Raw genomic sequence first — 22,423 nt, forward strand, 5'->3', positions numbered from 1 at the left:
CAGATATGCCTACCGGATGCGCGTCCCTGATCGACGCCTTTCTCAGCCACCATTTTCGCCTGCTGATTACCCCATCCGCTCCGACGCATAGCTCCCCGGGCTCGGCGGGAAGACGACGACGCGGTTGCCGTTGATGAAGCAGCGGTGGTGGATGTGGGCGTGCACGGCGCGGGCGAGCACTTGGCTCTCGACGTCGCGGCCGATCGAGACATAGTCCTCGGCCGACTGCGCGTGGGTGATGCGGGCAATGTCCTGCTCAATGATCGGACCCTCGTCGAGATCGGCGGTGACATAATGCGCCGTCGCGCCAATCAGCTTGACGCCGCGCTCATAGGCCTGCTTGTAGGGGTTGGCGCCCTTGAAGCTCGGCAGGAAGGAGTGATGGATGTTGATGATCCGGCCCGACATCTTCTTGCAGAGCGCGTCGGACAAGACCTGCATGTAGCGGGCCAGCACGATCAGTTCGGCGCCGGTCTGCTCGACGAGTTCCATCAGCTGGGCTTCGGCCTTCGGCTTGTTTTCCTTCGTCACCTTGATGCAGTGGAAGGGAATGTCGTGGTTGACGACCACCTTCTGGTAGTCGAAGTGGTTGGAGACGACGCCGACGATGTCGATCGGCAGCGCGCCGATCTTCCAGCGGTAGAGCAGGTCGTTGAGGCAATGGCCGAAACGCGACACCATCAAGAGCACCTTGGTACGCTCCGACTGGTCATGAAGAGCCGTTTCCATTGCGAATTTCGCGGCAATCGGCTTCAGCCCTTCCTCGAGCGCCGCGCGGGTGACGCCCTCTTCCGAAATGAAGCTGATGCGCATGAAGAACAGGCCCGTCTCCAGGTCGTCGAACTGCGAGCTATCGATGATGTTGCAGCCCTGTTCGGCGAGGTAGCCGGAAAGCGCTGCAACGATACCGCGGGTGGATTTGCAGGATACCGTCAAAACGTAAGTATGCATCATTCATCCTTGCTGTCGCGTGTCTACTGCGCTGCTTCCTGGAGGGCCCATTAAAGGCTGAAACCTGCGGCGATACAAAGTGCTGTAGCGACGTTTTTGCGTCTGAAACAGCGCGCGGCGATGTCGCCGTCATCTTGCGCGGGCCGAAGTTCCCTCCTGCACATCGAGCTTGCCGAGGAATTCCTCCAGCTCCCGCGGTTCGATATCGACCATATGGGCCTTTTCCGGATAGGCCCCGGAGCGCACGTCTTCGGCATATTCACGGAAGGCCGCAATGCGCTCCTGCTGCAGCCGCTCATATTCGCCGGCAAAATTGCGGTAAACCTTGGCGTGGCGAGGGTAATGAGCTCGATTTTGGCCGAGCACGTCTTCGGCGAAAAGGTACTGGGCATCGCATCCGGCGCCGGCGCCCATGGAAAGCATCAGCAGCGAGGTCCGTTTCGAGATAGCCGTCGCCACCGCTGCCGGAACAACCTCGATCTCGGCTGCGAAGGCTCCCGCCTCCTCGAGCGCGCTTACCTGCCGCCAGACCTCAAGCGCGCTTTGCGCCGTCTTGCCGACGGCGCGGAATCCGCCGGTCCAGGTCGCCTTCGAAGGGACGAGCCCGACATGGCCGCAAACGGGAATGCCCTCGTCGCGCATGCGCCGGATGACCGAAAGGCTTGCGGCACAATAGACGGCATCACCGCCTGCCTTCAGTGCCTTGAAGGCGGCACGGATATAGTCGTCGGCCGTGACATGATCGCCATATTCGAGGCCCGGAAAGGCGAAGACGGATGGTGCTGCCTCCCTGAATTCGGGGCCGAGCAGCGCGGGCGGAACCGAGACGAGGTCAATACCGGCCCTTTCGGCGGCTTCCGCCTCTTCGAGCGTCACGACGCGCAGCATCGTGAGCTGCCTCTGGCCCTTCATCGACAAAAGATCGGCAACAGTCGGGCGGCGATGTCTCATCGGGATCTCCCTGAGGATGCAGTGGCGGATGGATGTTCGGGCGGCTTTCAAGCCGCCAGCAGCTTCCGGAGCTTGGTATCCGGAGAAGCAAGCGCCTGCCGGTCCGGCCGGCTACCGGCTGCAATCAGCATTTCGGCAAGGCGGATGTCGCGGGCGATGGCATTGCCGGGGCCGATGCCGCTCGCGGCGATCAGCCGGCCCGCGCCATCGAGGTGAAAGAGAATGAAGGCCCCCGCCTCCATGTCGCGGCGAACCGTCGCAACCGCACCATCGGCAAGGCCGGCGATCTGCAGCGTCAGGTCGTATTGATCCGACCAGAACCACGGCACGCTGGAGACGGGCTCCGATCCGCCGATCAAATTGGCTGCGACCAGCGTCCCCTGATCCCGAGCGTTGCGCCAGGCCTCGAGCCGCACCCGCCGCCCGCCGCAATGCGACAGCGGAAAGGAGCAGCAGTCGCCGGCGGCATAGATATCGGGATCCGAGGTCCGCAGCGTTTCGTCGACGGCAATGCCATTGTCGATCGCAAGCCCCGCGGCTTCCGCCAGTTCCGTGTTGGGTATTGCCCCAATACCGACGACGATGAGGTCGGCCAAAAGACTGCCGCCATCTGCAAAGAGAACGCGCGCCTCGCCTTCGCCATCCTCAAGTGCCGCGATTTTCGCGCCGCAGAGGATCTCGACGCCTTCTTGTCGATGCCTTTCGGCAACGACAGTGGCAATCTCTTCCGGCACACCGCGGGTCAAGAGACGTGGCAGCCCCTCGACAAGCGTGACCGCGGCGCCCAGCTTGCGCGCCGTTGCTGCCAGTTCGAGGCCGATGAAGCCACCGCCGATGATGGCGATCTTTCGGCCAGGAGTAAGGGCTGGTCGGATTGCGAGCGCATCGGCGTGGGTTCTGAGCACACGGATACGCTCGGAGTTTTCGGAAGTGCCTGGAAACGCCCGCGGCCGCGCGCCGGTGGCGAGCAGCAACCTGTCATACTTGATCGATCGGCCGTCCAAAAGCCGCACCGTCTTATCCTCACGCGCGATCTTCTCCACGACGGCATTCGTGAGCACGGTTATCCCCGCCTCTTCGTAGCGCTCGGCGCTCGCAACGTATTTCGGCGCCTCGGAAAGCCCCTCCTTCGACAAGGGCGGACGCTCATAGGGAAGATGCGGTTCGGCGCCGATCAGCGTAACCTCACCATCGAAGCCCTTTTCTCTCAGTGCAAATGCTGCCCGCGCGCCACATTCGCCGGCGCCAACAATGACGATATGTGTCATGCCTTCTCCTCCCTCCGCCGGTTCGGCGTTAAGGCAGTTGTCGTCAGGAAATCGCGATGAAGACGCTGCCGGCCTCAACCTTCACCGGATAGGTCCTGAGGTTGACGCAGACGGGGGCGCCCTTGGCCTGGCCGGTCTTGTAGTTGAAACGGCCGTTGTGCTTGGGACATTCGATGATGTCGTCCATCACCAACCCGTCGGCGAGATGAATGTGCTCATGGGTACAAAGCCCATCGGTCGCGAAATATTCGTCATCGGGGCTGCGATAGACGGCGAAGGTGCGCCCCTCGTGATCGAAACGGATAACGTCTTCCTCGTCGATCTCATCGGCCGCACAGACCTCGACCCAGTTCGAGCTCATGGGTTCCTCCATCGGTTTGCTTGTCTTGATTGGTTTGCTTCGCCGGTTATTCGGCGGCCGGAATGAGCCGATCGCTATGGAACTCTTCGCGATAGGGCTTTGCCGTCGGCGGCAGTTCGCGCTTCAGGAAATAATCCTCGTTCTTAAGCTGCCTGAGGAAGGCCGGGATCATTTCCAGATAGCCGTGGAGCATGGACGGGTTCGCCGTCGGCAAGTCGTGCTTGATCATCGCATGCAGCTTCGGCAGCGCGTGGTAGGGCACCATCGGGAACATGTGATGCTCGACGTGATAGTTCATGTTCCAGTAGATGAAGCGGCTCACCGGATTCATATAGACCGTGCGGCTGTTCAAGCGGTGATCGGTGACGTTGTCGGCAAGCCCGCCATGCTGCAACAGGCCGGTCAGCACATGATGCCAGGCGCCATAGAGGCGGGGCAACCCGATCAGCATCAGGGGCAGAATGGAACCGACATAGAGCGAGAGGCCGATCGTCGCGAGATAGATCGCCAGCCATATACGGGCGACCAGGATCGCCTTCGGCTGCTCCATTTCCGGAATGAAGGTCCTCTCGGCGGCGCTGATCACGCCGAATGCATTCCGCACCATGTCGATCATCGCGTGCCAGACATCGATGATGCCGAAGAAATTGAGAACGAGGCGCAGAAGGTCCGGCGGGCGCATGACGGCGATTTCCGGGTCGCGGCCGACGATGACCGTGTCGGTGTGGTGGCGGGTGTGGCTCCAGCGCCAGGTCACCGGATTGCGCATGATCATGAAACAGGCGATCTGATAGACGATGTCATTCATCCACATCGTCTTGAATGCGGTGCCATGGCCGCATTCGTGCCAGCGGCTGTCGGAGGCCGAGCCGTAGAGAACGCCATAGGCGAGAAGAAACGGTACGGCGACCCAGGTGCCCCAGAAATAAATGCCGAGCCCGCCGAAAAGCACCATGCTGCCGAGCCAGAGGAAAGTGTCGCGGATGGCCGGCCCATCCTCGCGTTTCATGAGTTCCTTCATCTGCTTGCGCGGAATCTCCGTGTGATACCACTCGGCTGCGGAAAGCCCGCTGGCGACTGCCGCCTCGGCATCGCGCCCCAGGAGGCTGTAATCTCTTTTCGTAGCAACCGTCGTCATCTCGTCCTCCCGAAGCGCGCTTCCCACCGCGCCTCACATTCGATGAAAGGAGGGTATGTTGACTTTTGACAATTCTCAATGCAGTCATGAGATATTCTCTCAAATTACATCATGGCGAGGACTTCATGCTTGAGAGGAACATTTCAGAAGGGAGGGAGCGCTATGATGAGGAGACCGACGATCGCGGATCTTGCCGAGGCGGCGGGCGTAAGTGTTGCCACCGTCGATCGTGTCCTGAACGGGCGTCATCCGGTGCGCGAGGAAACGGCGCGAAGGGTCTACGACGCGGCCAAGACGATCGGCTATCACGCCGTCGGCCTGCTGCGCCAACGCGTGTTCGAGGATCTTCCGCAATATCGTCTCGGCTTTCTCCTGCAAAAACCGCAGCAATCCTTCTATCAGGCGGTCGCGAAGGAGATCGAGAACGCGGCGCTGTCGCTCACCCACGTTCGTGCGCTCCCTCAGGTGGACTTCGTTCCCAACTCCACCCCGGCAGGCATCACCGATAAGCTGAAGGCAATGGCGGCGCGCAACCAGGCGATCGCGCTTGTTGCACCGGACTATCCCGCCGTCACGGCAGCGATAGAAGAGCTGAAGGAGCGCGGCATTCCGGTCTTCTCGCTGCTTTCCGATTTCGCAGCCGGAGTGCGTGAGGGCTATGTCGGATTGAACAACCACAAGGTCGGACGAACCGCAGCCTGGATGATTACCAAGGCGGCGAAAAGGCCGGGAAAAGTCGCGGCCTTTGTCGGCAGCCACCGCTTTCACGGGCATGAACTGCGCGAGATTGCCTTTCGCTCCTATTTTCGCGAGAACGCGCCCGATTTCGAAGTGCTCGACACCATGGTGAACCTGGATACGGCCGAGATCACCCACGAGGCGACGCTCGATCTTCTACGGCGGCACCCGGACCTCATCGGCTTCTACGTCTGCGGCGGCGGCATGGAGGGCGCGATATCAGCCATTCGCGAGGAAAAACTCGAACGCAAACTGCTGGTGGTCGTCAACGAACTCACACCGGAGTCACGCGCAGCGCTTGCCGACGAGGCAGTGACGATGGCGATCGCAACGCCCGTTCCCGCGCTCGTGCGAGAAACCATCAGCCTGATGATCGGCGCGATCGACCGAGGCGCGGCCGCTGTGCCGGGACAGACCTTCCTGCCTTTCGACATCTTCACACCGGAGAATATCTGATCCTTCCGACAAAGGCAGGTGACTGCAAGAATGCAGCGGGACTTGCGAGAGGAAGTTTAGTCGCTCGCCTTTATCCCGGTTTCTTCCGGATACGAAGCCTGCCCTTCATCGGCATGCTCTCCAGGCAGATCCGGTCTGCCCGTCAGATCCTTGAGAAAATCGTCGCACCAGCGCGTGACATCGTTTTCCAGCAAGTAATCCATCATCGTCTTCCAGCGCGCCTTCCGTTCTTCCAACGGCATGCTCAGCGCGCGTGCCATGGCGTTCGCGGTACCCTCTATGTCGTACGGGTTGACGAGCAGCGCGCCGTTTAGCTTGCGAGCAGCTCCGGCGAAACGCGAAAGCAGGAGCACGCCGGGATCGTCCGGATCCTGGGCTGCCACATATTCCTTTGCGACGAGGTTCATCCCGTCTCGAAGAGGCGTCACGAGGCCAACTTTGCTGAGCCGATAAAGCCCAGCGAGTATGTGGCGGCCTATCGAGCGGTTGATATAACGGATCGGCACCCAATCGACGGCGCCGAGAGCGCCGTTCACCCGACCGGCCTGTTCGGCAACCATGCGCTGCATGGCCTCGTACTCCGGCACTTCGGAGCGGGACTTCGGCGTGATTTGCAGATAGGTCACATGCCCATGCTGGGCGGGATTGGCCAGGATGAAGCGCTCGAATGCGTCGATGCGCTGCGTGATCCCCTTGGAATAATCGAGGCGATCGACGCCAATGATCAGGCTGCGGTCTCCAATGCTTTCACGCGTTCTTTTGACGACCTTGTGGGTCGATGCCTTTTTGGCGAATTCGGCAAAGGCCGCAGTCTCAATACCGATCGCGTAGGAGTCGCCCTTGAATACGCGGCCATAGGCGCTGTAGCGGCCGCCGCCGAGTTCGTCGCCGATGCCTTCCCGCCGGAGGCAGCCGGCAAAGTTCTCGAGGTCATGATCGGTCTGAAAGCCGACGAGTTCGTAATGGGACAGGCCACGCATGATCTCCTCATGAACGGGCATCGTGAAGAGCACGTCAGCGGGCGGCCAGGGAATGTGGAGAAAGAAACCGATGCGGTTCTTCAGGCCCATCGCACGCAGCTCTGCCGCGAGAGGGATCAAGTGGTAATCGTGCACCCAAATGACGTCATCGGGTTTGACAAGCGGAGCAAGCCGGTGGGCGAAGAAGCGGTTGACGCGGAAATACCCGGCCATTTCCTTGCGACCGTATTCGGCCAGATCAAGCCTGTAGTGGCAGATCGGCCAAAGAACCCGATTGGCAAAGCCCTGGTAATACTCCTCAAAATCGGTGTCGGTCAGATCCGTCAGTGCATAGGTGATATTGCCCTGCTGCAGTTGTGCAAGCGGCTGCGGCTCGTGCTCTCCGCTCGATTTCCCCGACCACCCCATCCATATGCCGCCATGCTCTTCAAGGGCGACCTTCAGCGCAACCGCCAGCCCACCGGCGGGCGCAATACCACCCTTGTCCGGAACAGGTACGCGATTGGAAACAACGACGAGACGGCCCATGCCGACCTCCTTTCCTGCAAGAAAATGGGTCAGGTGCTCAAATATTCAGGCGACCAACACATATTCAGGCGACCAACACATATTCAGGGAACCAATGCAGCGATGATACCGCGCAGAGCCTCGGCAGAGGGGACGGAGCCGAGCGCTTCGCTCGCAGGCGACGGCGGTCCGACACGGATCGAGTAGCCGCCGAGCCGGTTGGCCGTGCGAAACATCGCTTCGTCGGTCACGTCATCCCCGACGGCGATTGCGCGTCTCCCAGCAAAAGGTGGCTGCGCGAGAAACGCCTCGACTGCGTCGCCCTTGTCGGCACGGGCCGGACGGATTTCGATTACCATCTTGCCATGCTGGATCGTCCAGTTTGGCCCTGCTCTGATCAACGCCCGCTCGATCAGCGGTTCAAGCTGGAGTTTTCTGTCCGGCGCAAGCCGGTAGTGCGCGGCGACCGCCGCTCCCTTGTCCTCGATCACAACACCGGGCCAGTTAGCCGTATCGGCGACAAGATCGGCCTTCAGGCGCTCAAATTCCGACGTGTCGGCGGCTTTGTGCACGAGGCCGTCCGGATCGCGGCGCTCAGCACCATGAAGACCCGCAATTGGAAAAAGGAATGGCGAAAAAAGCTGTTCGGCGTAGCCAAGATCGCGACCGGTCACGAGTGCCAGAGCACCTCCGAGTTTTCTCGACAAGGCATCGAGGTTCGCAGGCAGCGAGGGCGGAACGACTACGGCGTCGGGCGTTTCGGCAAGATCAAGCAATGTACCATCGATATCGAGGAACAGAGCCCAGCCTTTGAGATCCGTTGAGAGAGCGGCGAGAACGAACTCCTCTGCTGATTCCGCGTTCGGTTTCGAGGCGCTGAGAAACTGCTTCCGATGTGACATGCCTCATATTTAGGTCAGAGCCCGCAATCGCCAACCCTGCGTTTCCATGAAGCGGACATTTGCTGTGCAAACGAACAGTACGCGAGGTGATGGAGCGGCCACGATAAACTGGGACCAAGGCGACGCCACCCATCGGCCGGACCTCTGGGGGCCTGCTGGGGCAACCTGCTCGCCACCCCTCAGGATTGCTGGGTCGGCCGCGCCGCTGGCGGACCCGTCACCGGTACCTTCACCGAAGTGAAGTTGCCACTACGAGCGCCGCAACAATCCCGCTATCGTCAAGTGGATTTCGGGCCACTGTTCAAGTTCATCCCGATATCCTCGGAGTTAACAGGGCCTAGCCCGAATGGGCCAATGGAGACGACGGACGCGGTGTGCTAGCCCGGGCCAGCCGTCTCGGACGGGGAGGAGGCGGTTAGAGGCCTGGCGCTTCTACCTAGCACGCTGGGCCTCGCCTGGGCTGGCCACCCTGGGAAGCGTATCCTGTAGCCTCGGTCATTTTGCGAACGTTAGAGGGTCAGCGCTGCGCTCCACTTTGCATCGATCTCGTCGTCGGTTAGACCGAGCGCGGCGCCAACGGAGGCGATGAGCGGGTGCGTGCGATTGAAGGTGGTGGCGTATTCCCACTCGATCCGGGCGGTTTCTTTCTCATTGCCGTCTGGCATGGCGTCGATGACGGCGGACACCTGCGCCATTGTAAAACCGCCGTTGACAAGGCCGAGGCGGATCTGGCGGGAAGACAGCGCCGGCATATGGACGGACGGGGTCGGCGGGATCAGCTCCGGCACCCATTCGCTGCTGTCCCACTTGAAGATATACCCGGGGATATCAGCGGGAGGCGCCGTTTCGGTAGCGTAAGCCGGGATCAGATAAACGCCAGGCTCCAGAGGCTTTCGTCCGCCTCTGACGCGCCGGTGTATTCGAACGTGCTCGGATCGTAGTTGTGGACCGTAACCATGTCAGAGCCTCTTAGTATTTGATGCAGGCCAGAAGGGCGACGTTGCGCGGACGGATGTCTGTGCCGGACCCCGCTGCGCCTGATGTGAACGAAGCGATGTCTACCGTAGGCGCAACAGCTACATCGGTAACCACGGCGAGCTTTACGCCGACCGCAGGTGATTTGCTTCTGGCCTTTGCCGGGGCTCGCGCTGCCTCTGCCGACATACCCACGATTTCCGGCACACTCGGCAACACGTGAGCCCGTCGACGGACTCGATCTGCTACGGCGTCGAAATCAAGGTGGCGGCGGTTGGCGGCGGGATAAGCGGTTCAGCTTCGATCGCGGAAGCAGGGGACACGGTCTCTTCTGCCTCAGCTCTCCCACTCAAGGGGACGCTTAGCAAGACCGAAGCATCGGACACGGTAGCGGCGACTGCGGCAATCGCTCTCCGGGTCTCGCTGGCTGCGACGGAGGCGTCGGACAGTGTCTCGGCCTCAGCAAGTCTGAGGATAGCTGCTTCGGCTGCTATAGCTGAAAGCGGCGACACGCTCTCGGCGACGTCAACCATAGCGGCTGCCTCGCGCACTGGTTCGGCCTCGATAATTGAGGCGGGCGACGCTCTCGCAAGCGCGGCGACACTGAGCCTCAAGGCTAATGCCGCCATTGCCGAAGACGGCGACACGCTCGCAACGCCGGGCGGGCCGATCATCCAGGCGAGCGCCTCGCTTGCGAGACAGGCGACACCGTTACTGCCCGCGCTGTTCCGCTGCTGGTCACAAGCCCGAGTGAGCGCACGGCAACGGTTCTCGCAGAGCAAAGGACGGCAGTCGTCGCCGCAGAGACGCGATCTGCCTCGGTGGCGGCAGAAACCAGGGCCGCATCCGTCAGAGCCGAAACCCGGCAAGCGGCGGCATAAGAGGACTCGACATGGCGCTGACGTGGCCCGCGATCAAAGACCCGAACGAGGTCAAGGATTACAGCCTCGATTGGGCGGCGCTTCTCGGCGCGTCCGATACGATCACAAGCTCCACATGGAGCATCGACGAGGGCTCCGGCCTTACGATCGACAGCGACAGCCACAACACGACCGAAACCACTCTATGGCTTTCTGCCGGGGCCGCAGGGACGAATTGCAGCCCCGTCAACCGCATCGTGACCGCAGGCGGCAGGAAATACGACCAGACGGTCAGGCTGAAGGTGCGCGACAAATAGTCAACCGGCCTTCTTCAGCCCGGCGGCCTTTCTAAGGTCGTCATTCATGCGGCTTTGCCAGCCTCTGCCGGTAGCCTTGTAGTGCTCGACGACATCGGGATCCAGGCGGATGGTTACGGGTGTCTTGGTCGTGTCCCCCTTCGGGCGACCGCGGACGGCCTTCTCGATCTTCTCCGAGAGATCGGGGAAGACCTCCTTGAACGGGCGCGCCTGTTTCATCTCCTCCTCAGTCAGGGGAGGGTTGTCGGACACGGCGTCCCAGTCCTTTTTGGTGTAACCGCGCCCAGGTCGGAACTCTTCCTGGCGCTTGTATTTGATAGCCATCAGAGCAGGTTCCTTTCATCTTTCCGGGCCGGGCGCATGGATATGACAGACAGCGCCTCGGTCCCGAGGGTGACGAAGATCACGACGACCGTTCCGTCCTCAAGACGGCCGATAGCTTTCGAGCGGCCATTCTTCGCCGGGACGACGAGAGAGGCAAGGAAGAATTCGAGAGACAAGTCGGCGAAGTCGAGGCCGTGCTTCTCGATGTTGGCGATGCGCTTCGGTTCGTCCCAGATGATCTTCATAAATTGTACGTACAGAAAATCACCGGGGCAAGCAACGAAATAATGTATGTACGGAAATTATTTTTGTACGTACAGAATGGGAGGCGGCCCAATGGCTGAAGATACAGGCGAAAAGCTCCCGGCTCATCTGCGCGACGATCTGAAGTTTAAACCGGGTCAATCGGGCAACCCAGCGGGACAACCAAAGGGCGCGCGCTCAAAGTTGGGAGAGGCATTCCTAGAGGCGCTGCACGCTGATTTCAACAAGCACGGCGTTGCGGTCATTGCTGCTGTTCGCAGGAAGAAGCCGGAACAATATCTGCGTGTCGTCGCCTCGATCCTGCCGAAGGATTTGAACGTCAACATCAACAACCTGGAAAACCCGACGGATGACCAGCTTATCGAGCGCATCCGGGACCTCCACGATGCCATCGGACCTTTCCTCGCTGCTACGGGAACACGTGGTGCTGATGGAGGAGCTGGACCGGAGACGACGCACTAACCTGCTGGCGAAGTACCGGCCGTACAGGAAGCTAAGGGAGTTTCATGCGGCCGGTGCCGGTATCGCGAGCGGCTGTTTATGGCGGGCAACCAGTTGGGCAAGACGCTGGGGCAACGCGCAAGTGGTGGTTGGAGGGGTAACGCCATGAGGATCGTAGGCGGAACCGATGTCGGCGACGAGGCCGACGAAAGAGTCATTTGGGAAATCGAAAACCGTGTTCGTGAGATACTCGCGCGCGCTATGGCGCAAGGTTTTACCGATGTCGTCTTGATCGGCGCTAAACCCTGCTGCGGCTATGACGTGTGGTCAACATGGCCGACGTCTGAGTCAACCATGGGTGCCATCGAATACGGCAAGGCGCGGATTCTGGCGTGCACAGATGATGTAATTGTGCGCGAGGAAGATCAATGACGCTGCTGACCGCGATCAATGAAGCCTGCGACATCGTTTCGCTGTCCCAATTCGACAACGTCTATGGCTCCGACGAGCCGAACGCGCAAATTCGCCGATACCAGCATCATTGAAGCCTATGTAGATGCCTATCAGACGGAACAGAAGCGCCTGCGTGGCGATGCCCAAAGGGCGCGCGCAAGTGCGGAACGCCTCCTCTAAGAAACCGACAGAAGACTATCCTGGAGACCACGCAAGAGCCAGCGAACGTAATAGAGATCCAGCCCAAGGCCGTGAAGCGGTTCCGCGAGAACATCGAGAGTTTGGCCCAGATCGTACGTGAAAAGGACGGCGAGCCATCGCCGGAAATTGCCGCCCCATTCCGACAGCTCGTCGCTGCGGTGGTGATCAATTCAACGGAAAAGGGCCAGCCTTACGAAATCAATATCAAGGGCGCGAGCAGACCTGCATGCAAGGCACCAACCGGATAAAGGATGTGGTGATTGATCTGCAGGTTGCCGCGGCCCGCGCTGATGGCTTGCCCGCAGCCGAAGTGAGAGACGCACTCTTGGACGCGGCCGACATCGTCAGGACTCCGGAAAATCATTCTCGATGTGAAAGAACCAGGCTAGGGCTCGGAGATTTCGAACACAGTTGCATCGTAGTCTCGTCCCCTGATCCCCTTGAACGACGGGTGCCGCAGCGCCCCGTCGTCGTTCCAGGCGCGGTATCCGATCTCAACTACGAGCGGGGTTAGCGGCCACCTCGGGGTTTGGCGGGGCAAAACGTCGACGCGCACCGGAACCACTTATCGACATCAGCGTTTGATTGCACACCCCAAAGGAGGCGGTGCTCAAGCCTAAGGAGGGCATGATGACCGATTACGATACTTCGCGCAGCGGCGATGTCGCAAAAGAAGAAACCGGAAATTTGATAGCGGCCAGCAAGGTCGAAGGTACCAATGTCTACAACACTCAGGGAGAGTCGCTGGGGTCAATCTACGACGTGATGATCGGTAAGAGGTCTGGACAGGTCGCCTATGCGGTCATGTCGTTTGGTGGCTTCTTGGGTATGGGCAACAGTTACCATCCAGTGCCTTGGCAAATGCTGGAATACGATGAGCGCCAAGGCGGGTATGTTGTAGATCTCGACCGGGACCGATTGGAGGACGCACCATATTTTGACGAAGGGACTACTCCCGATTGGTCGAGCCCGGAATACGGACGTGGCATTGACGAATACTACGGCGTGACGCGCTCGACGATGTAAGGCCCCCAAGGATAAAGACCATTCACGCCGAGTTGATCATCGCGCCGTGCCGCGGCGCGATGATCGTTCAATTCATCCATCATGGTTGCTATGTTGATAGGTCGAACACCCGCGTATGATCCGCCCTCTCAAAATGTTAGCCCACGGAAATGGCGATGCCTGAAAGCGAACAGCAGTACGAATTTTCTGTCTTCTGCGGCGAATTCGTCGATGATGATGTCATGGTCACAATCTGCATTTACCGCCCCACCGGCACAAACGGCGACTGGATGTTGGAGGTTGTCGACCAAGAAGGTTACTCGACCATCTGGGATGACCGATTTGCTACCGATCGCGATGCGTTCGAGGAATTTCTGGCGACCGTTAAGCGCGATGGAATTCGCAGCTTCCTCGAGCAATCAATCCACACCGTGCATTGACTTGCCGTTTTTCACGAGCCTGCCTCGCCCATTGGCTTCCTCTTCCAGCCGCTCGACGGCCGCCGCGATGTGCTCTGGCTGTTCGTGCTCAAGGCCAACCACCTCGTTCCGGTTCTCGCGCATTGACACGATGATTTCGTCAAGCTTGGCGTGGATTGCCGCCGTGTCACGGTAGCCTTGGATTAAAACGACGCTGGTGATCACTATTGCTGCGACTGACAGTGCATAGGTGACAACGTTTGTGAGACCGAAAGGCACCAAAGCGGTGCTGATAACCATTGCCGCAATTAAGAAATAGAAACCCGGAGGGCGAGAAAGAAAATCAGCCATTCGAAAAAGAAGTTGATCCACTATCGGTTCTCCCATGAATCGGTGCTCTCATTAACGCGTCAGGGGGAGATCTGGTTCGGACTAAGTATTTTCTGACGCATGCTTCCACCATCAGCCGCCTTTCTTATCCCCTTGGAATGACGGACGCCGCAGCTTCCCGTCAGCGGTCCAGGCGCGATACTCGAGTTCTGCGACGTGCAGCGGTTGTGTGACAGTGGCGCCCTTCAGCGCAGCGACTCCGCCGGCTTGCCGGTCTTCACTCGCGCAGGAAGGTCGGTTAGTCCGGCCTTTTTATCTTATTGAGGCTTGTCTTTGTTAATTGCTGCCTTTCCGCTCGAGGCGCATGATCTCCTCATCAGCCGCGGTTGAAATGGACGCCGCCTGCTGAGCGATGATTTCTCTTTCGCCCCGATTGAGGAGGTGGCGCGTTGTATCCGTCATACGGAACCAGATCCGACCCAATCATGCCGGCAGCGTTTACATTCCTGGATGAAGTCTTCAGGGAGATTCTTGCTGCCGAGAAAATAGCCCGCAATTGCCAAGAAGCTGAAACAATCGCCAGGCGACTATTCATCGGCTACCAATCCGGCATGCGCGACAAGAACCTGCTGATAGCGATGGCAAAGCGCATGAGATGACGGCTAGGCTATTTCAATGCGGCCGCGGGTAAGTGGAACACTGTCACCACACCGCTCCTCTTCCCCCGGTGCCCGAGTTGAACTATCCGCTGTTGCTCAACCTATCTCCTCATTCATCGGTATCTCGGCACGTTTCCCCGCCGGCACACCAAAATTCAGAATCGGCCGGAACCAATCCTCGATCCGTGTGTTCTCTCTGCCGACACTTGAAGCAGAGGTAATCCTATGAAATTTCTGATTATTGCGGCGGCAGCGCTGATGGGCGCTGTCACGGTCCCGGCGTTCGCGCAGACAGCATCTCCGTCAGGGGAAACTCCGGCTGTCGCCACTCCTGAGAGCAACAATCCGACCGCACCAGTGGAGGGCGCGAACAGCTTCACCGAAGATCAGGCTAAGGAGCGTATTGAAGAGGCCGGCTACACCGATGTGAAAGGGCTAAAGCTGGACGACAAGGGGGTTTGGCGCGCCACAGCGATGAAAAGCGGAAAGTCCGTTTCCGTCGCCCTCGATTACCAAGGTAACGTAACTGCGCTTTGAGCGCCAAGCGGGCCTAATCATTGAACACAGGAGTACAAGCATGAGAACCGTGTCTGGGCTTTTCGACGACTACGCCGACGCCCGCGGAGCCGTGAGCGAATTGGAAGCGGCCGGCATTCCGTCCGATGATATCAGCATAGTCGCAAACAATGCAGGAGAGCGTTACTCCGACGAAGCCTCCGGCGCCGCTGAAGGAGCGGGAACCGGGGCCGGGCTGGGTGCTGCAGGCGGTGGCGCGATCGGTCTTCTGACTGGCCTTGGCCTGCTGGCAATTCCCGGCGTTGGACCCGTTGTTGCTGCCGGATGGCTTGCATCCACTGCCGCCGGAGCTGTTGCGGGCGCAGTGGCCGGCGGCGCCGCTGGCGGCATCATAGGGGCGCTGACAGACTCCGGCGTCCCGGAAGAAGAGGCCCATTTTTACGCTGAAGGCGTGCGTCGCGGCGGGACGCTCGTGACGGCACGTGTCGATGAGACGCTCGCACCTCAAGCGGCGGCGATCCTGGAGCGCAACAATTGGGTCGACCCAGTCGAACGTCGGCGCGCCTACGCTGCTCAGGGGTGGACACGCTTCGACGAAAACTTGGACCCGTACACATCGGAGGAGATTGAGCGCGAGCGTAACAGATACCGCATTTGACGTGTATGCCGGCCTCGCCATAAACCCCGCTTCGGCGGGGTTTTGCGAACTGCGTTCCTCATCTCCGGTGACTGGCTTGGGCTAAACTGATACACTCTGGCATCATCCGCCCGTTCCTTGATCCCCGTGAACGACGGACCGCGCAACTTTCCGTCGTCGGTCCAGGCGCGTCTGCCACCAGCCGCCCCGGCCGGAGCGGTAGGGCTTCTCGCGGTGCTTGGCGATGGTCCCTTCAAGGCCGTGCGCGCATTCGACCCGGAAAAACTCTTCGCCGTCGGCCTCCACCTCCTCCGATAGCCGAAACCACCCTTCCCTGCCCGCGACGAGCGGCTCGAGCAGACGCCGGCGCTCGCGGAGCGGCAGCAGACGTAGCTCGCGACCGTCGAGATAAAGGAGGTCGAATGCGTAGAGGACGATTGCGCCCGCTTCATGCGACGACGGTAGGCGGCCAAGAGCGCACTGCAGCATTCCGAAGTCGGAACGACCCTTACCGTCGAGCACGACGGCCTCGCCGTCGAGGATGACCACATGCCTGTACCGAAGTAAGATTCCGCTTGCATCTTCCGGGGCGTCCACAGACATCTCATTTCACTTCGAAGACCCAGTCCGGCCCTTTCGGCGGCTCGTCGACCAGCTAGGCGACACAGGGATCGACGCGCGCAGGCATTGACTAAACGGATGATGAGAACATATTGAGAACGCGACCAAGGCGAAGCGGCGCGCCATCCATGACATGTGGGATATCGACAACCTCAACCGAGGAGGACGACGCATGTCCGACGAACCCAAACTGAAATACCAGTGGCGCCAAACCTGGCCGGATGCCCCGAGACACTTTTCCGGGTACGACGGCAGCCGACATATCGCACACATCCACTGGTACCACATGGGGTGGTGGAATTGGTACATGACATGGAATCACGCAAAGAACGCCAACAGGTGGGCGCGCCCGAACGGACAGGCCGATTCCGCCAGGGAAGCCGCGATCGAAGCCGAGAAATGCTACGACGCCGTTCTGCGATGCGAATGGCCCGGCATGTTGCCAGAGGACCTGCAATGCATGCTCGAACGAGAGGAATGGCGCAAGGGATATAGAAAGCTCTGGGAGGAGGCCCTTGCGGAGAAAGGCTACGGCCCGGATGGCAAGCCTCTGAAAGAACCATCGATCAGCCGCAGGTGTTGACCCGACCTAGGGTGCAGAGACCATGGTCGACGCTCCCAAAATGAAAAAGCTGATCTGGGATTGCCAGAAGGAAATCGCCGAATACCTACCGCCAGAAAGCGGAATTTCGGAGCACCAGTTGCTGCAGAGGCTATTAACCCGGCTTGACGGCCAGCAGGCGAAAGAGGCGCTCGGCGATCATTGGCAGGGGTGGTGGCAGGGTGACGATGATGGCGGGGCGGGCCGGGCCCCGCTCCTCAAGATCGCGAAATGGCGTAGCCCACAAAAACAGAGAGCTGCAGAGGGTGTCGGTCCCTGCAGCTCCGATCGCGACGTATTCATCATATAGCTTGGGGCCTGCTCGCCCTGTTCCATCCAAGGGAACCGCTTCGAACGTCGCTCACCGTTGTAGATAGTGAAAGCGCCAGCGCGATCAAGCACGTGCCCGCTGAATCGTCACAAACAGATTGGATGCGCGCCATCTGTAAGCATTTGCACAAGGGCAAGCTCATCGCGAATACCCTGCCGATACAAATGGAAGAGCATCTTACCAATCTCGACGCCTTCCTCGCTTTCCGGTTCCAATTCTTTAAATGAACAAGCGTGATTGTGAACACGTTGCAGCATCGACAACTCGCGCTCATCAATAACGAAATCGGAAAACAAGACCATCTCTTTGACCCTCCAATCAAAGCCTTGTTGATGATCAGACAGATGTTGGTGGGGCAGCGCGAATTTTCCAGTCCTCAGACAGCCTAAGCATAGGAAGACTTCGTGGACTCGTTGAGAGAGCTAATATTGGCCTGCATTCTTGCCGCCGTAGCCTGGCAGCCGGCATTCGCAGAAGACATTGTGGGCCGCGCCACCGTCATCGACGGCGACGTCGGCGCCTACCGGTGCGGCAAAGCGGCGGCGTTCGCGCTCGACCGGTTTCTCGCCGAATCCCGCCCCACTCGTTGCTCATCGCGCGCGACCGATATTCAGCGGTTCGTGGGCGTCTGTTTCCGCGCGGACGGTCGCGAGGTCAACAACTGGCTCGTCGGAAGCGGCAATGCTGTTGATTGGAGCCGCTATAGCAACGGCGCCTACGCGGATGCTCAGCAATCCGCACGGTCGAGCGGTGTCGGCGTTTGGCGCGGCCATTTTGAGTTACCGTGCCGGGCGCGCGCAGAGCGCATAGGGCGCGAGACAGCCTGCTGAGGGGCCCTGCCGAAGTCAGAGACTTCGGACGGCTCGAGGCGAAGCTGCTTGGCGCCACACCTCGCCTATCGATTTTCAGGGAGTTTTGAAGGAAAAGTACCTTCCGTTCGGAAGGCCAACAATATCTCAGTATCGCGGAAGATTACACCAGCGTCCTTGCACGCGTAGGCAGTTGGAATGGTAGTGATGCGCGATAGGGAACAGAGCGAGCGCGGTGCGGTTATATCCTAGTCATGAGCCGGGATAGCGCACATCCTCGATCGACCGATCGCACCTCAGCCTATACGCTCGACGAATTTACCGCGACCTACGGCCTGAGTAGAAAGCGCGCCGAGGATCTCTACCGGCGCTTTGGCCCATCGAGATCGAAGCTCGACGTGCTGATGTCGGCGATTAGGCGTTTGTGAGGTTGCGCCGATTTGACCACGGTCACACCTTCGATTTCCGCCAACCAGCGGCCCAAGCCTCGAACTCCGAACAGAACCAGCGCTCTCCGTATTGCGGGCTGATTTTCGTCTGCGAGTAATACCGCTGGCCGGGAACATGGAAGATCCGCTCTCCGGTGTCGATGCTTACATTTCCCTTGATGTTGCAGGAGCCGCCTGTGCCGCCGCTCAGTGAGGCAATCAAGTCCGATGCTGTCATGCCGCCGGCCGCACCAACGGCTACCGCGCCGACCAACAGGCCTGGGAATGATAGGATCGACAGCCGCCTTGGACGCTGATAGCTCGAACGATAGCGCATTCCCCTCTCCGCGCAGGTTTCGCGCCATGATGGTAGAGAGGAACACACTTTAGCGAAAGCTGCACAAACGGGTTAGTTGCTGCTGACTGATTACCCGCCGGCGCGCTGCTGGTGTGGCGTAGGCGGTGACGGCCAGCCATTGGCAACTCGGGAGTCCGTTCGACTGACATGGTCACGCCGCCCACTGATGGCAGCGGCGATTGTGTCAGCAACGCCAATACCGGAGCCTAACACAGCAGCAAGGATCTGCGTGGCGTATGGCTTCACACCGGCGGCAAGTCCGCAACCTGGCCGGAGAACAGGAAGACTGTGGCAGTCGAGTGGAGAACCGATTTCCGGCCAAGTTCGCCTCTATACCCGAAGTGTGGAAGGAGGCTGCTCGGCCGGTCTGATCAGCAGTTAGTGCGTGGTTTTGCACTCCCTTCAGGAGAGGCCCATGACCCCGACTACCGCCTTCATTGCCGAGCTTATTAGAGCAGCAAACGAGGCCGACCGACTATCTCCGTTCGAAGTCAAGCGGCTGCTCAATCGCTCGATCGCCGCAATACGCGACATGCGCGAGCAAACTGGCATGCGAGGCAGAAACCGTACGAAGGATGTCGTGATCGATCTGCAGGTTGCCGCGGCGCGCGGCGATAGCCTTCCCGCGTCCGAGATTAGAGACGCACTCTTGGATGCGGCCGACATCATAAGAACGTTGAAGATTGTGTTGGATGGCAAGGAGTAGCGGGTGGAGCCCCATTCCTTCCGGTTGGCCACGAAACACTGCCAAGCTTCCTGACGCCGTTCTTCTCCCGAAGGAGATAACCAATGGGAACGAAAGACAGCAATGCAGGGCCTGAGCAGGCGAAGCCGAAAGGCGTCCATCAACCGGCGTCGCAATAAGCATTTTGGATGAGGAATCGATTGCACAACCTGCGGTCCAGCCTCCCCGCGCTACGGACACGAGCGAAAAGCCGAAAGTGAACCCGGTTACGGGAGGGCGATGTAGTTGCAGGCGTGATATGATACGGGACGCACAATTATGACGAGTCTCGACCTTGGCGAACGCTCGCCATGCGTTGATCTGTTGTCTGGAGAACCCCTATTTCCAAATGTCGAACAGCTCCTCTATCCAGCCCGCGGCACGAGTGAAATGGTGATGTGCAAGGGGTGGATCGGACTCGCACTTCAGCGAGTTTATCTGGCAATCCGCTCTTGTTTACTCTGACAAACGACAGCGACTTGTCTTTCTTAATAGCCGCCGCGTTGCCGGAAGCGCATAATGTCGTCATCAGTGGCAATGAAACGGGCGCCGCTGGCCGGAAGACACTCGCGCTTTCGCCCCCAACCAGGAGGCCGCGCCGTGTACCCTTCTCGCGACTTGCGCTGTGCCATTTCACCCAACGAGCTCAACCTCCTTCAGCGGCTGTTCGAAGATGAGCTTGCCAGAAAGCATCTGCCTATCGACTCCCCTCTCGCTGAATGCCTCGCAAAACGGCTGATCGCACTGTTCCAGGACGGCGTCACAGAACCTCGCGATCTGCTCGAGAGGATCAGTGAAACGTAGGAAGGCCCCGATCGATCCGCGATCCTCGCGTGACGGTCCCTACGACTCCCGGCGCGGCGTGGAGCACGGGTCGGTATGCGGTCGATTTCACCTCGAACTGCAGTCCGGACCCTTCGGAGGCTTGTCGACGAGCTTTGCAAGACGCGGATCGATGCGGGCCGGCATGGGATCTTCCGGCGGGGTATCCGGCGGCCGCGTCGATGAAGACTTGACCATCAGCCGCCGCCATAGGGCTCCCGCACATAGACCGGTGTGAAAACACGCGTCAGATCCAGAAATACCTCATTGGCGATTGTATCTGTCGCGACCGCGCGCACGTCGGCGTCCACCGCCGCGAAGTCGGCCAGCGTCTCTTCCGGTATCCCGCAAATCGCGTCGACGATCTGCACGACGACGTCATTCATGGCCGCAGGTTCGTGATCGCGCCGGAACTGATAGTGCTTCCCGAGACGCAAAAAAAGGTGAATGGCGATCGCGGCCGTCGATCGAGCCCGATCGGCAACCAGCATCCCTCGGAGATCGTCTTCGATCTCCATGAGGGGCATCTTGATCATCGCTGCGGTCAGGTGGCGCTCCATGCGCTCATTAGCGCACAGATCCGCGAAATCGTCGCGTTGACTTTTGGGAGAAGGACAACATATCAGAAACACCGACGGCGCAGTGCGGTCGCGCCTTCCACGACATGCGGGATATCGACAACCTCGACCGAGGAGAAATACGCATGTCTGATCTCCCCAAGCCGAATGCCAATGGCGGGAGACCTGGCCGGATGCCCCGAAACACTTTTCCGGGTACGGCGGCAGCCGGAATATCCCGTTCATTCACTGGTATCATCTGGGCTGGTGGAACTGGTACATGTGCTGGAACCAGGCGAAGAACAGCAACAGGTGGCAGCGGCCGAACGGCCAGGCCGATTCCGCGAGAGAGGCTGCGCTCGCCGCGGAGAGCTGCTACGAAGCTATCCTGTCATGCACGTGGCCCGGAATGGTCCCCCAAGGATCTGTAGTGCATGCGCGACGGTGAAAAGTGGCAGGAGAGCTATAAGGCGCTCTGGCGAGAAGCCATGGCCGAAAAGCCATATGTGGACGGAAGGAAGCTATCGTCGCGTCGACGAGATCTCCAAGGCTTGAAGCCGAATGCAGAAGGGCCGCCGGTTGCGCCGGCAAAGGCGATGCCTGCGATTTACCTATCCGTGTCGGCACGGCACGACTGGGAACATACATCGGCTGGCCGGTTTCATTCACATAGGCGCGGAACGATCCAGCCGACGGCAGGTTAGGAAAGCGTCGCGGTTGCGACGTCACCGCCGGTTCGCCCGCGCGTTCGCCCTCCTCGAACCGCGGGCGTCGCTGTATCGGCGATCTAACTTTCGAGGCGTTTGGCTAACTCTGCTTTCTCTCTCGCGAGCAGATCACGGGCCGAGATGTGCGACGCGAGCATTGTCTTGAAGGTACCAAGCAGATTCCTCGCTTGCTGGGTATCATGCCCATCGCGATCTAGCTCAGCAACAATCTCCTCTTGGTGCGCGACATGCTCTTCAGCCCGGGCAATATGTCGTTCGGCTTCGGCAAGCTTCCTGTCGATCATCGCTATTCTGCCCATGCACCGGTCGAACCAACTCTCGGCGACAAGGTTCCTCCGGTCGAGCAAGCCTTGATTCAGTTTCAGAGAGGTTAGTAGACGCGACTGGGGGATCTTGAGAGAATGGATGCCTTTGCAGTAGCTGCTGGTTCGCGGCATTGATCTCTGCGAGCTAGCACCATCTCTCTTGGAACCATTCCGCAAGCCAACCGTTAGATACGGTCGCTACCCGTGGCGACGCCAAAGGCCGGAATCCCTCCAACCGCAGACCGGCCACACGGCAGCGCCTCCCGTCCCTCAGAGGCGCTGCTATTTTTGAGGCTGGCTTCTCTGCCGGCCGCCATCCTCGAGCTGCTGAAGGATCTCACACACCAGCCGCATGTTTCGATGGCCGCCACGCGCTTGTCGAAAGCGCAACGTTCGAACTCTCTTCGCGGACTCTCCCGGTGAAGCTGGGGATGCTTGAAGATGTCCTACCGAGACGAGTAGAGCTGCAGAGGGTGTCGGTCCCTG

Annotated in this window: 29 protein-coding genes and 4 pseudogenes; 16 read left to right on the forward strand and 17 right to left on the reverse strand. The window is 59.7% G+C overall.

The features are described from left to right. Window positions 1-66: 66 nt before the first annotated feature. The 5 genes from purU to QA637_RS26020 form a co-directional block, all read right to left on the reverse strand. Window positions 67-951, reverse strand: coding sequence for a formyltetrahydrofolate deformylase (gene purU, locus QA637_RS26000; RefSeq protein WP_283067358.1), 885 nt, complete (start codon window positions 949-951; stop codon window positions 67-69). Window positions 952-1,080: 129 nt separating this feature from the next. After that, entirely contained in the window at window positions 1,081-1,902 is an 822-nt protein-coding gene (locus tag QA637_RS26005) for a 3-methyl-2-oxobutanoate hydroxymethyltransferase (protein ID WP_283065613.1), read from the reverse strand. Window positions 1,903-1,949: 47 nt separating this feature from the next. Next, window positions 1,950-3,170, reverse strand: coding sequence for an NAD(P)/FAD-dependent oxidoreductase (locus tag QA637_RS26010; RefSeq protein ID WP_283065615.1), 1,221 nt, complete (start codon window positions 3,168-3,170; stop codon window positions 1,950-1,952). Window positions 3,171-3,213: 43 nt separating this feature from the next. Next, on the reverse strand, window positions 3,214-3,531 hold the full coding sequence (locus QA637_RS26015; RefSeq protein WP_026620402.1) for a MocE family 2Fe-2S type ferredoxin: 318 nt from the start codon (window positions 3,529-3,531) through the stop codon (window positions 3,214-3,216). A 46-nt stretch (window positions 3,532-3,577) separates the two neighbouring features. After that, a complete protein-coding gene (locus QA637_RS26020; protein WP_283065618.1) occupies window positions 3,578-4,669 on the reverse strand; it encodes a fatty acid desaturase family protein in 1,092 nt (363 codons plus the stop codon). Between the two features lie 162 nt (window positions 4,670-4,831). Between QA637_RS26020 and QA637_RS26025 the strand changes: the two genes are divergently transcribed. Then, the gene (locus tag QA637_RS26025; RefSeq protein WP_283065620.1) at window positions 4,832-5,863 is read left to right on the forward strand and encodes a LacI family DNA-binding transcriptional regulator; all 1,032 of its coding nucleotides are present in this window, start codon (window positions 4,832-4,834) and stop codon (window positions 5,861-5,863) included. Between the two features lie 56 nt (window positions 5,864-5,919). Here QA637_RS26025 and otsA read toward each other — a convergent pair whose 3' ends face one another. The 3 genes from otsA to QA637_RS26040 all read right to left on the reverse strand — a co-directional run bounded on the left by otsA (window position 5,920) and on the right by QA637_RS26040 (window position 9,040). After that, entirely contained in the window at window positions 5,920-7,371 is a 1,452-nt protein-coding gene (gene otsA / locus QA637_RS26030; RefSeq protein ID WP_283065621.1) for an alpha,alpha-trehalose-phosphate synthase (UDP-forming), read from the reverse strand. 83 nt (window positions 7,372-7,454) lie between these two features. Continuing rightward, entirely contained in the window at window positions 7,455-8,252 is a 798-nt protein-coding gene (gene otsB, locus QA637_RS26035; protein WP_283065623.1) for a trehalose-phosphatase, read from the reverse strand. 509 nt (window positions 8,253-8,761) lie between these two features. Continuing rightward, window positions 8,762-9,040 carry a hypothetical protein gene (locus QA637_RS26040; RefSeq protein ID WP_428843145.1) on the reverse strand — a complete coding sequence of 93 codons (279 nt, stop codon included), beginning with the start codon at window positions 9,038-9,040 and terminating at the stop codon, window positions 8,762-8,764. A 1,079-nt stretch (window positions 9,041-10,119) separates the two neighbouring features. Between QA637_RS26040 and QA637_RS26045 the strand changes: the two genes are divergently transcribed. After that, complete coding sequence (locus QA637_RS26045; protein ID WP_283065625.1) at window positions 10,120-10,404, forward strand: phage fiber-tail adaptor protein; 285 nt, start codon at window positions 10,120-10,122, stop codon at window positions 10,402-10,404. On the opposite strand, the gene QA637_RS26050 is transcribed toward QA637_RS26045, so the two are convergent. Next, window positions 10,405-10,728, reverse strand: a complete 324-nt coding sequence (locus QA637_RS26050; protein ID WP_153437056.1) for a BrnA antitoxin family protein — start codon at window positions 10,726-10,728, stop codon at window positions 10,405-10,407. Continuing rightward, window positions 10,728-10,973, reverse strand: coding sequence for a BrnT family toxin (locus QA637_RS26055; protein ID WP_153437057.1), 246 nt, complete (start codon window positions 10,971-10,973; stop codon window positions 10,728-10,730). Before QA637_RS26055 ends, QA637_RS26050 begins: the two co-directional genes overlap by 1 nt. Before the next feature lie 91 nt (window positions 10,974-11,064). Between QA637_RS26055 and QA637_RS26060 the strand changes: the two genes are divergently transcribed. From QA637_RS26060 to QA637_RS26070, 3 genes and pseudogenes are all read left to right on the forward strand, one after another. Beyond that, on the forward strand, window positions 11,065-11,454 hold the full coding sequence (locus QA637_RS26060; RefSeq protein WP_283065628.1) for a DUF5681 domain-containing protein: 390 nt from the start codon (window positions 11,065-11,067) through the stop codon (window positions 11,452-11,454). Further along, window positions 11,342-11,613: pseudogene (locus tag QA637_RS26065) on the forward strand (terminase large subunit domain-containing protein); the annotation flags it as partial. The gene QA637_RS26060 and the pseudogene QA637_RS26065, both read left to right, overlap by 113 nt. After that, window positions 11,599-11,865 (forward strand): hypothetical protein, encoded by a 267-nt coding sequence (locus tag QA637_RS26070; RefSeq protein WP_167528143.1) that lies wholly within the window; start codon window positions 11,599-11,601, stop codon window positions 11,863-11,865. The pseudogene QA637_RS26065 and the gene QA637_RS26070, both read left to right, overlap by 15 nt. 607 nt (window positions 11,866-12,472) lie before the next feature. Here QA637_RS26070 and QA637_RS26075 read toward each other — a convergent pair. After that, window positions 12,473-12,652, reverse strand: coding sequence for an ATP dependent DNA ligase (locus QA637_RS26075; protein ID WP_327790994.1), 180 nt, complete (start codon window positions 12,650-12,652; stop codon window positions 12,473-12,475). A 65-nt stretch (window positions 12,653-12,717) separates the two neighbouring features. Here QA637_RS26075 and QA637_RS26080 point away from each other — a divergent pair, with 65 nt between their 5' ends. Then, entirely contained in the window at window positions 12,718-13,113 is a 396-nt protein-coding gene (locus tag QA637_RS26080; protein WP_153437060.1) for a PRC-barrel domain-containing protein, read from the forward strand. Between the two features lie 155 nt (window positions 13,114-13,268). After that, on the forward strand, window positions 13,269-13,532 hold the full coding sequence (locus QA637_RS26085) for a hypothetical protein (RefSeq protein ID WP_153437061.1): 264 nt from the start codon (window positions 13,269-13,271) through the stop codon (window positions 13,530-13,532). Here the strand turns inward: QA637_RS26085 and QA637_RS26090 are convergent. Further along, complete coding sequence (locus QA637_RS26090) at window positions 13,512-13,883, reverse strand: low affinity iron permease family protein (protein WP_283065632.1); 372 nt, start codon at window positions 13,881-13,883, stop codon at window positions 13,512-13,514. The two genes, QA637_RS26085 and QA637_RS26090, sit on opposite strands and share 21 nt — an antisense overlap. Before the next feature lie 443 nt (window positions 13,884-14,326). Here QA637_RS26090 and QA637_RS26095 point away from each other — a divergent pair, with 443 nt between their 5' ends. From QA637_RS26095 to QA637_RS26105, 3 genes are all read left to right on the forward strand, one after another. Beyond that, entirely contained in the window at window positions 14,327-14,500 is a 174-nt protein-coding gene (locus tag QA637_RS26095) for a hypothetical protein (protein ID WP_283065633.1), read from the forward strand. 225 nt (window positions 14,501-14,725) lie between these two features. Continuing rightward, window positions 14,726-15,037, forward strand: a complete 312-nt coding sequence (locus tag QA637_RS26100; protein ID WP_153437063.1) for a PepSY domain-containing protein — start codon at window positions 14,726-14,728, stop codon at window positions 15,035-15,037. 40 nt (window positions 15,038-15,077) lie between these two features. After that, window positions 15,078-15,674, forward strand: a complete 597-nt coding sequence (locus QA637_RS26105; RefSeq protein WP_283065636.1) for a general stress protein — start codon at window positions 15,078-15,080, stop codon at window positions 15,672-15,674. 150 nt (window positions 15,675-15,824) lie between these two features. On the opposite strand, the pseudogene QA637_RS26110 reads toward QA637_RS26105, so the two are convergent. Then, window positions 15,825-16,199 (reverse strand): annotated as a pseudogene (locus QA637_RS26110) (ATP-dependent DNA ligase); the annotation flags it as partial. A gap of 247 nt (window positions 16,200-16,446) precedes the next feature. Here QA637_RS26110 and QA637_RS26115 point away from each other — a divergent pair. Both QA637_RS26115 and QA637_RS26120 read left to right on the forward strand, forming a co-directional pair. Then, a complete protein-coding gene (locus tag QA637_RS26115) occupies window positions 16,447-16,857 on the forward strand; it encodes a hypothetical protein (protein ID WP_283065638.1) in 411 nt (136 codons plus the stop codon). Window positions 16,858-16,879: 22 nt separating this feature from the next. Then, a pseudogene (locus QA637_RS26120) lies at window positions 16,880-17,115 on the forward strand (hypothetical protein). A gap of 177 nt (window positions 17,116-17,292) precedes the next feature. Here QA637_RS26120 and QA637_RS26125 read toward each other — a convergent pair. After that, window positions 17,293-17,508, reverse strand: a complete 216-nt coding sequence (locus QA637_RS26125) for a hypothetical protein (protein ID WP_153437065.1) — start codon at window positions 17,506-17,508, stop codon at window positions 17,293-17,295. Window positions 17,509-17,610: 102 nt separating this feature from the next. Here QA637_RS26125 and QA637_RS26130 point away from each other — a divergent pair, with 102 nt between their 5' ends. Together QA637_RS26130 and QA637_RS26135 are read left to right on the forward strand one after the other, a co-directional pair. Further along, on the forward strand, window positions 17,611-18,036 hold the full coding sequence (locus QA637_RS26130; protein WP_428843146.1) for a thermonuclease family protein: 426 nt from the start codon (window positions 17,611-17,613) through the stop codon (window positions 18,034-18,036). Between the two features lie 233 nt (window positions 18,037-18,269). Then, window positions 18,270-18,443 carry a hypothetical protein gene (locus QA637_RS26135; protein ID WP_283065640.1) on the forward strand — a complete coding sequence of 58 codons (174 nt, stop codon included), beginning with the start codon at window positions 18,270-18,272 and terminating at the stop codon, window positions 18,441-18,443. 22 nt (window positions 18,444-18,465) lie between these two features. On the opposite strand, the gene QA637_RS26140 is transcribed toward QA637_RS26135, so the two are convergent. Then, the gene (locus QA637_RS26140; RefSeq protein WP_283065641.1) at window positions 18,466-18,780 is read right to left on the reverse strand and encodes a sunset domain-containing protein; all 315 of its coding nucleotides are present in this window, start codon (window positions 18,778-18,780) and stop codon (window positions 18,466-18,468) included. A gap of 436 nt (window positions 18,781-19,216) precedes the next feature. Between QA637_RS26140 and QA637_RS26145 the strand changes: the two genes are divergently transcribed. Both QA637_RS26145 and QA637_RS26150 read left to right on the forward strand, forming a co-directional pair. After that, complete coding sequence (locus tag QA637_RS26145) at window positions 19,217-19,507, forward strand: hypothetical protein (RefSeq protein ID WP_283065642.1); 291 nt, start codon at window positions 19,217-19,219, stop codon at window positions 19,505-19,507. Window positions 19,508-19,590: 83 nt separating this feature from the next. Next, window positions 19,591-19,808, forward strand: a pseudogene (locus QA637_RS26150) (hypothetical protein). Window positions 19,809-20,544: 736 nt separating this feature from the next. Here the strand turns inward: QA637_RS26150 and QA637_RS26155 are convergent. Both QA637_RS26155 and QA637_RS26160 read right to left on the reverse strand, forming a co-directional pair. After that, entirely contained in the window at window positions 20,545-20,907 is a 363-nt protein-coding gene (locus QA637_RS26155) for a hypothetical protein (RefSeq protein WP_283065644.1), read from the reverse strand. 784 nt (window positions 20,908-21,691) lie between these two features. Further along, window positions 21,692-21,916 carry a hypothetical protein gene (locus tag QA637_RS26160; protein ID WP_283065646.1) on the reverse strand — a complete coding sequence of 75 codons (225 nt, stop codon included), beginning with the start codon at window positions 21,914-21,916 and terminating at the stop codon, window positions 21,692-21,694. Between the last annotated feature and the right edge of the window lie 507 nt (window positions 21,917-22,423).

Source organism: Sinorhizobium terangae (assembly GCF_029714365.1).
Taxonomy (GTDB): domain Bacteria; phylum Pseudomonadota; class Alphaproteobacteria; order Rhizobiales; family Rhizobiaceae; genus Sinorhizobium; species Sinorhizobium terangae.

What these genes read in the sequence shown, in the direction of transcription:
- QA637_RS26025 (WP_283065620.1), top strand. Translation starts at nt 4,832, where the DNA reads ATGATGAGGAGACCGACGATCGCGGATCTTGCCGAGGCGGCGGGCGTA.
- QA637_RS26095 (WP_283065633.1), top strand. Translation starts at nt 14,327, where the DNA reads ATGCCGGCAGCGTTTACATTCCTGGATGAAGTCTTCAGGGAGATTCTT.
- QA637_RS26145 (WP_283065642.1), top strand. Translation starts at nt 19,217, where the DNA reads ATGACCCCGACTACCGCCTTCATTGCCGAGCTTATTAGAGCAGCAAAC.
- QA637_RS26070 (WP_167528143.1), top strand. Translation starts at nt 11,599, where the DNA reads ATGAGGATCGTAGGCGGAACCGATGTCGGCGACGAGGCCGACGAAAGA.
- QA637_RS26125 (WP_153437065.1), bottom strand. Translation starts at nt 17,508, where the DNA reads ATGGTCTTGTTTTCCGATTTCGTTATTGATGAGCGCGAGTTGTCGATG.
- QA637_RS26100 (WP_153437063.1), top strand. Translation starts at nt 14,726, where the DNA reads ATGAAATTTCTGATTATTGCGGCGGCAGCGCTGATGGGCGCTGTCACG.
- QA637_RS26160 (WP_283065646.1), bottom strand. Translation starts at nt 21,916, where the DNA reads ATGATCGACAGGAAGCTTGCCGAAGCCGAACGACATATTGCCCGGGCT.
- QA637_RS26045 (WP_283065625.1), top strand. Translation starts at nt 10,120, where the DNA reads ATGGCGCTGACGTGGCCCGCGATCAAAGACCCGAACGAGGTCAAGGAT.
- QA637_RS26020 (WP_283065618.1), bottom strand. Translation starts at nt 4,669, where the DNA reads ATGACGACGGTTGCTACGAAAAGAGATTACAGCCTCCTGGGGCGCGAT.
- purU (WP_283067358.1), bottom strand. Translation starts at nt 951, where the DNA reads ATGCATACTTACGTTTTGACGGTATCCTGCAAATCCACCCGCGGTATC.
- QA637_RS26010 (WP_283065615.1), bottom strand. Translation starts at nt 3,170, where the DNA reads ATGACACATATCGTCATTGTTGGCGCCGGCGAATGTGGCGCGCGGGCA.
- QA637_RS26080 (WP_153437060.1), top strand. Translation starts at nt 12,718, where the DNA reads ATGACCGATTACGATACTTCGCGCAGCGGCGATGTCGCAAAAGAAGAA.
- QA637_RS26015 (WP_026620402.1), bottom strand. Translation starts at nt 3,531, where the DNA reads ATGAGCTCGAACTGGGTCGAGGTCTGTGCGGCCGATGAGATCGACGAG.
- otsB (WP_283065623.1), bottom strand. Translation starts at nt 8,252, where the DNA reads ATGTCACATCGGAAGCAGTTTCTCAGCGCCTCGAAACCGAACGCGGAA.
- QA637_RS26005 (WP_283065613.1), bottom strand. Translation starts at nt 1,902, where the DNA reads ATGAGACATCGCCGCCCGACTGTTGCCGATCTTTTGTCGATGAAGGGC.
- QA637_RS26115 (WP_283065638.1), top strand. Translation starts at nt 16,447, where the DNA reads ATGTCCGACGAACCCAAACTGAAATACCAGTGGCGCCAAACCTGGCCG.
- otsA (WP_283065621.1), bottom strand. Translation starts at nt 7,371, where the DNA reads ATGGGCCGTCTCGTCGTTGTTTCCAATCGCGTACCTGTTCCGGACAAG.
- QA637_RS26060 (WP_283065628.1), top strand. Translation starts at nt 11,065, where the DNA reads ATGGCTGAAGATACAGGCGAAAAGCTCCCGGCTCATCTGCGCGACGAT.
- QA637_RS26055 (WP_153437057.1), bottom strand. Translation starts at nt 10,973, where the DNA reads ATGAAGATCATCTGGGACGAACCGAAGCGCATCGCCAACATCGAGAAG.
- QA637_RS26135 (WP_283065640.1), top strand. Translation starts at nt 18,270, where the DNA reads ATGAGCCGGGATAGCGCACATCCTCGATCGACCGATCGCACCTCAGCC.
- QA637_RS26105 (WP_283065636.1), top strand. Translation starts at nt 15,078, where the DNA reads ATGAGAACCGTGTCTGGGCTTTTCGACGACTACGCCGACGCCCGCGGA.
- QA637_RS26155 (WP_283065644.1), bottom strand. Translation starts at nt 20,907, where the DNA reads ATGGAGCGCCACCTGACCGCAGCGATGATCAAGATGCCCCTCATGGAG.
- QA637_RS26140 (WP_283065641.1), bottom strand. Translation starts at nt 18,780, where the DNA reads ATGCGCTATCGTTCGAGCTATCAGCGTCCAAGGCGGCTGTCGATCCTA.
- QA637_RS26085 (WP_153437061.1), top strand. Translation starts at nt 13,269, where the DNA reads ATGCCTGAAAGCGAACAGCAGTACGAATTTTCTGTCTTCTGCGGCGAA.
- QA637_RS26050 (WP_153437056.1), bottom strand. Translation starts at nt 10,728, where the DNA reads ATGGCTATCAAATACAAGCGCCAGGAAGAGTTCCGACCTGGGCGCGGT.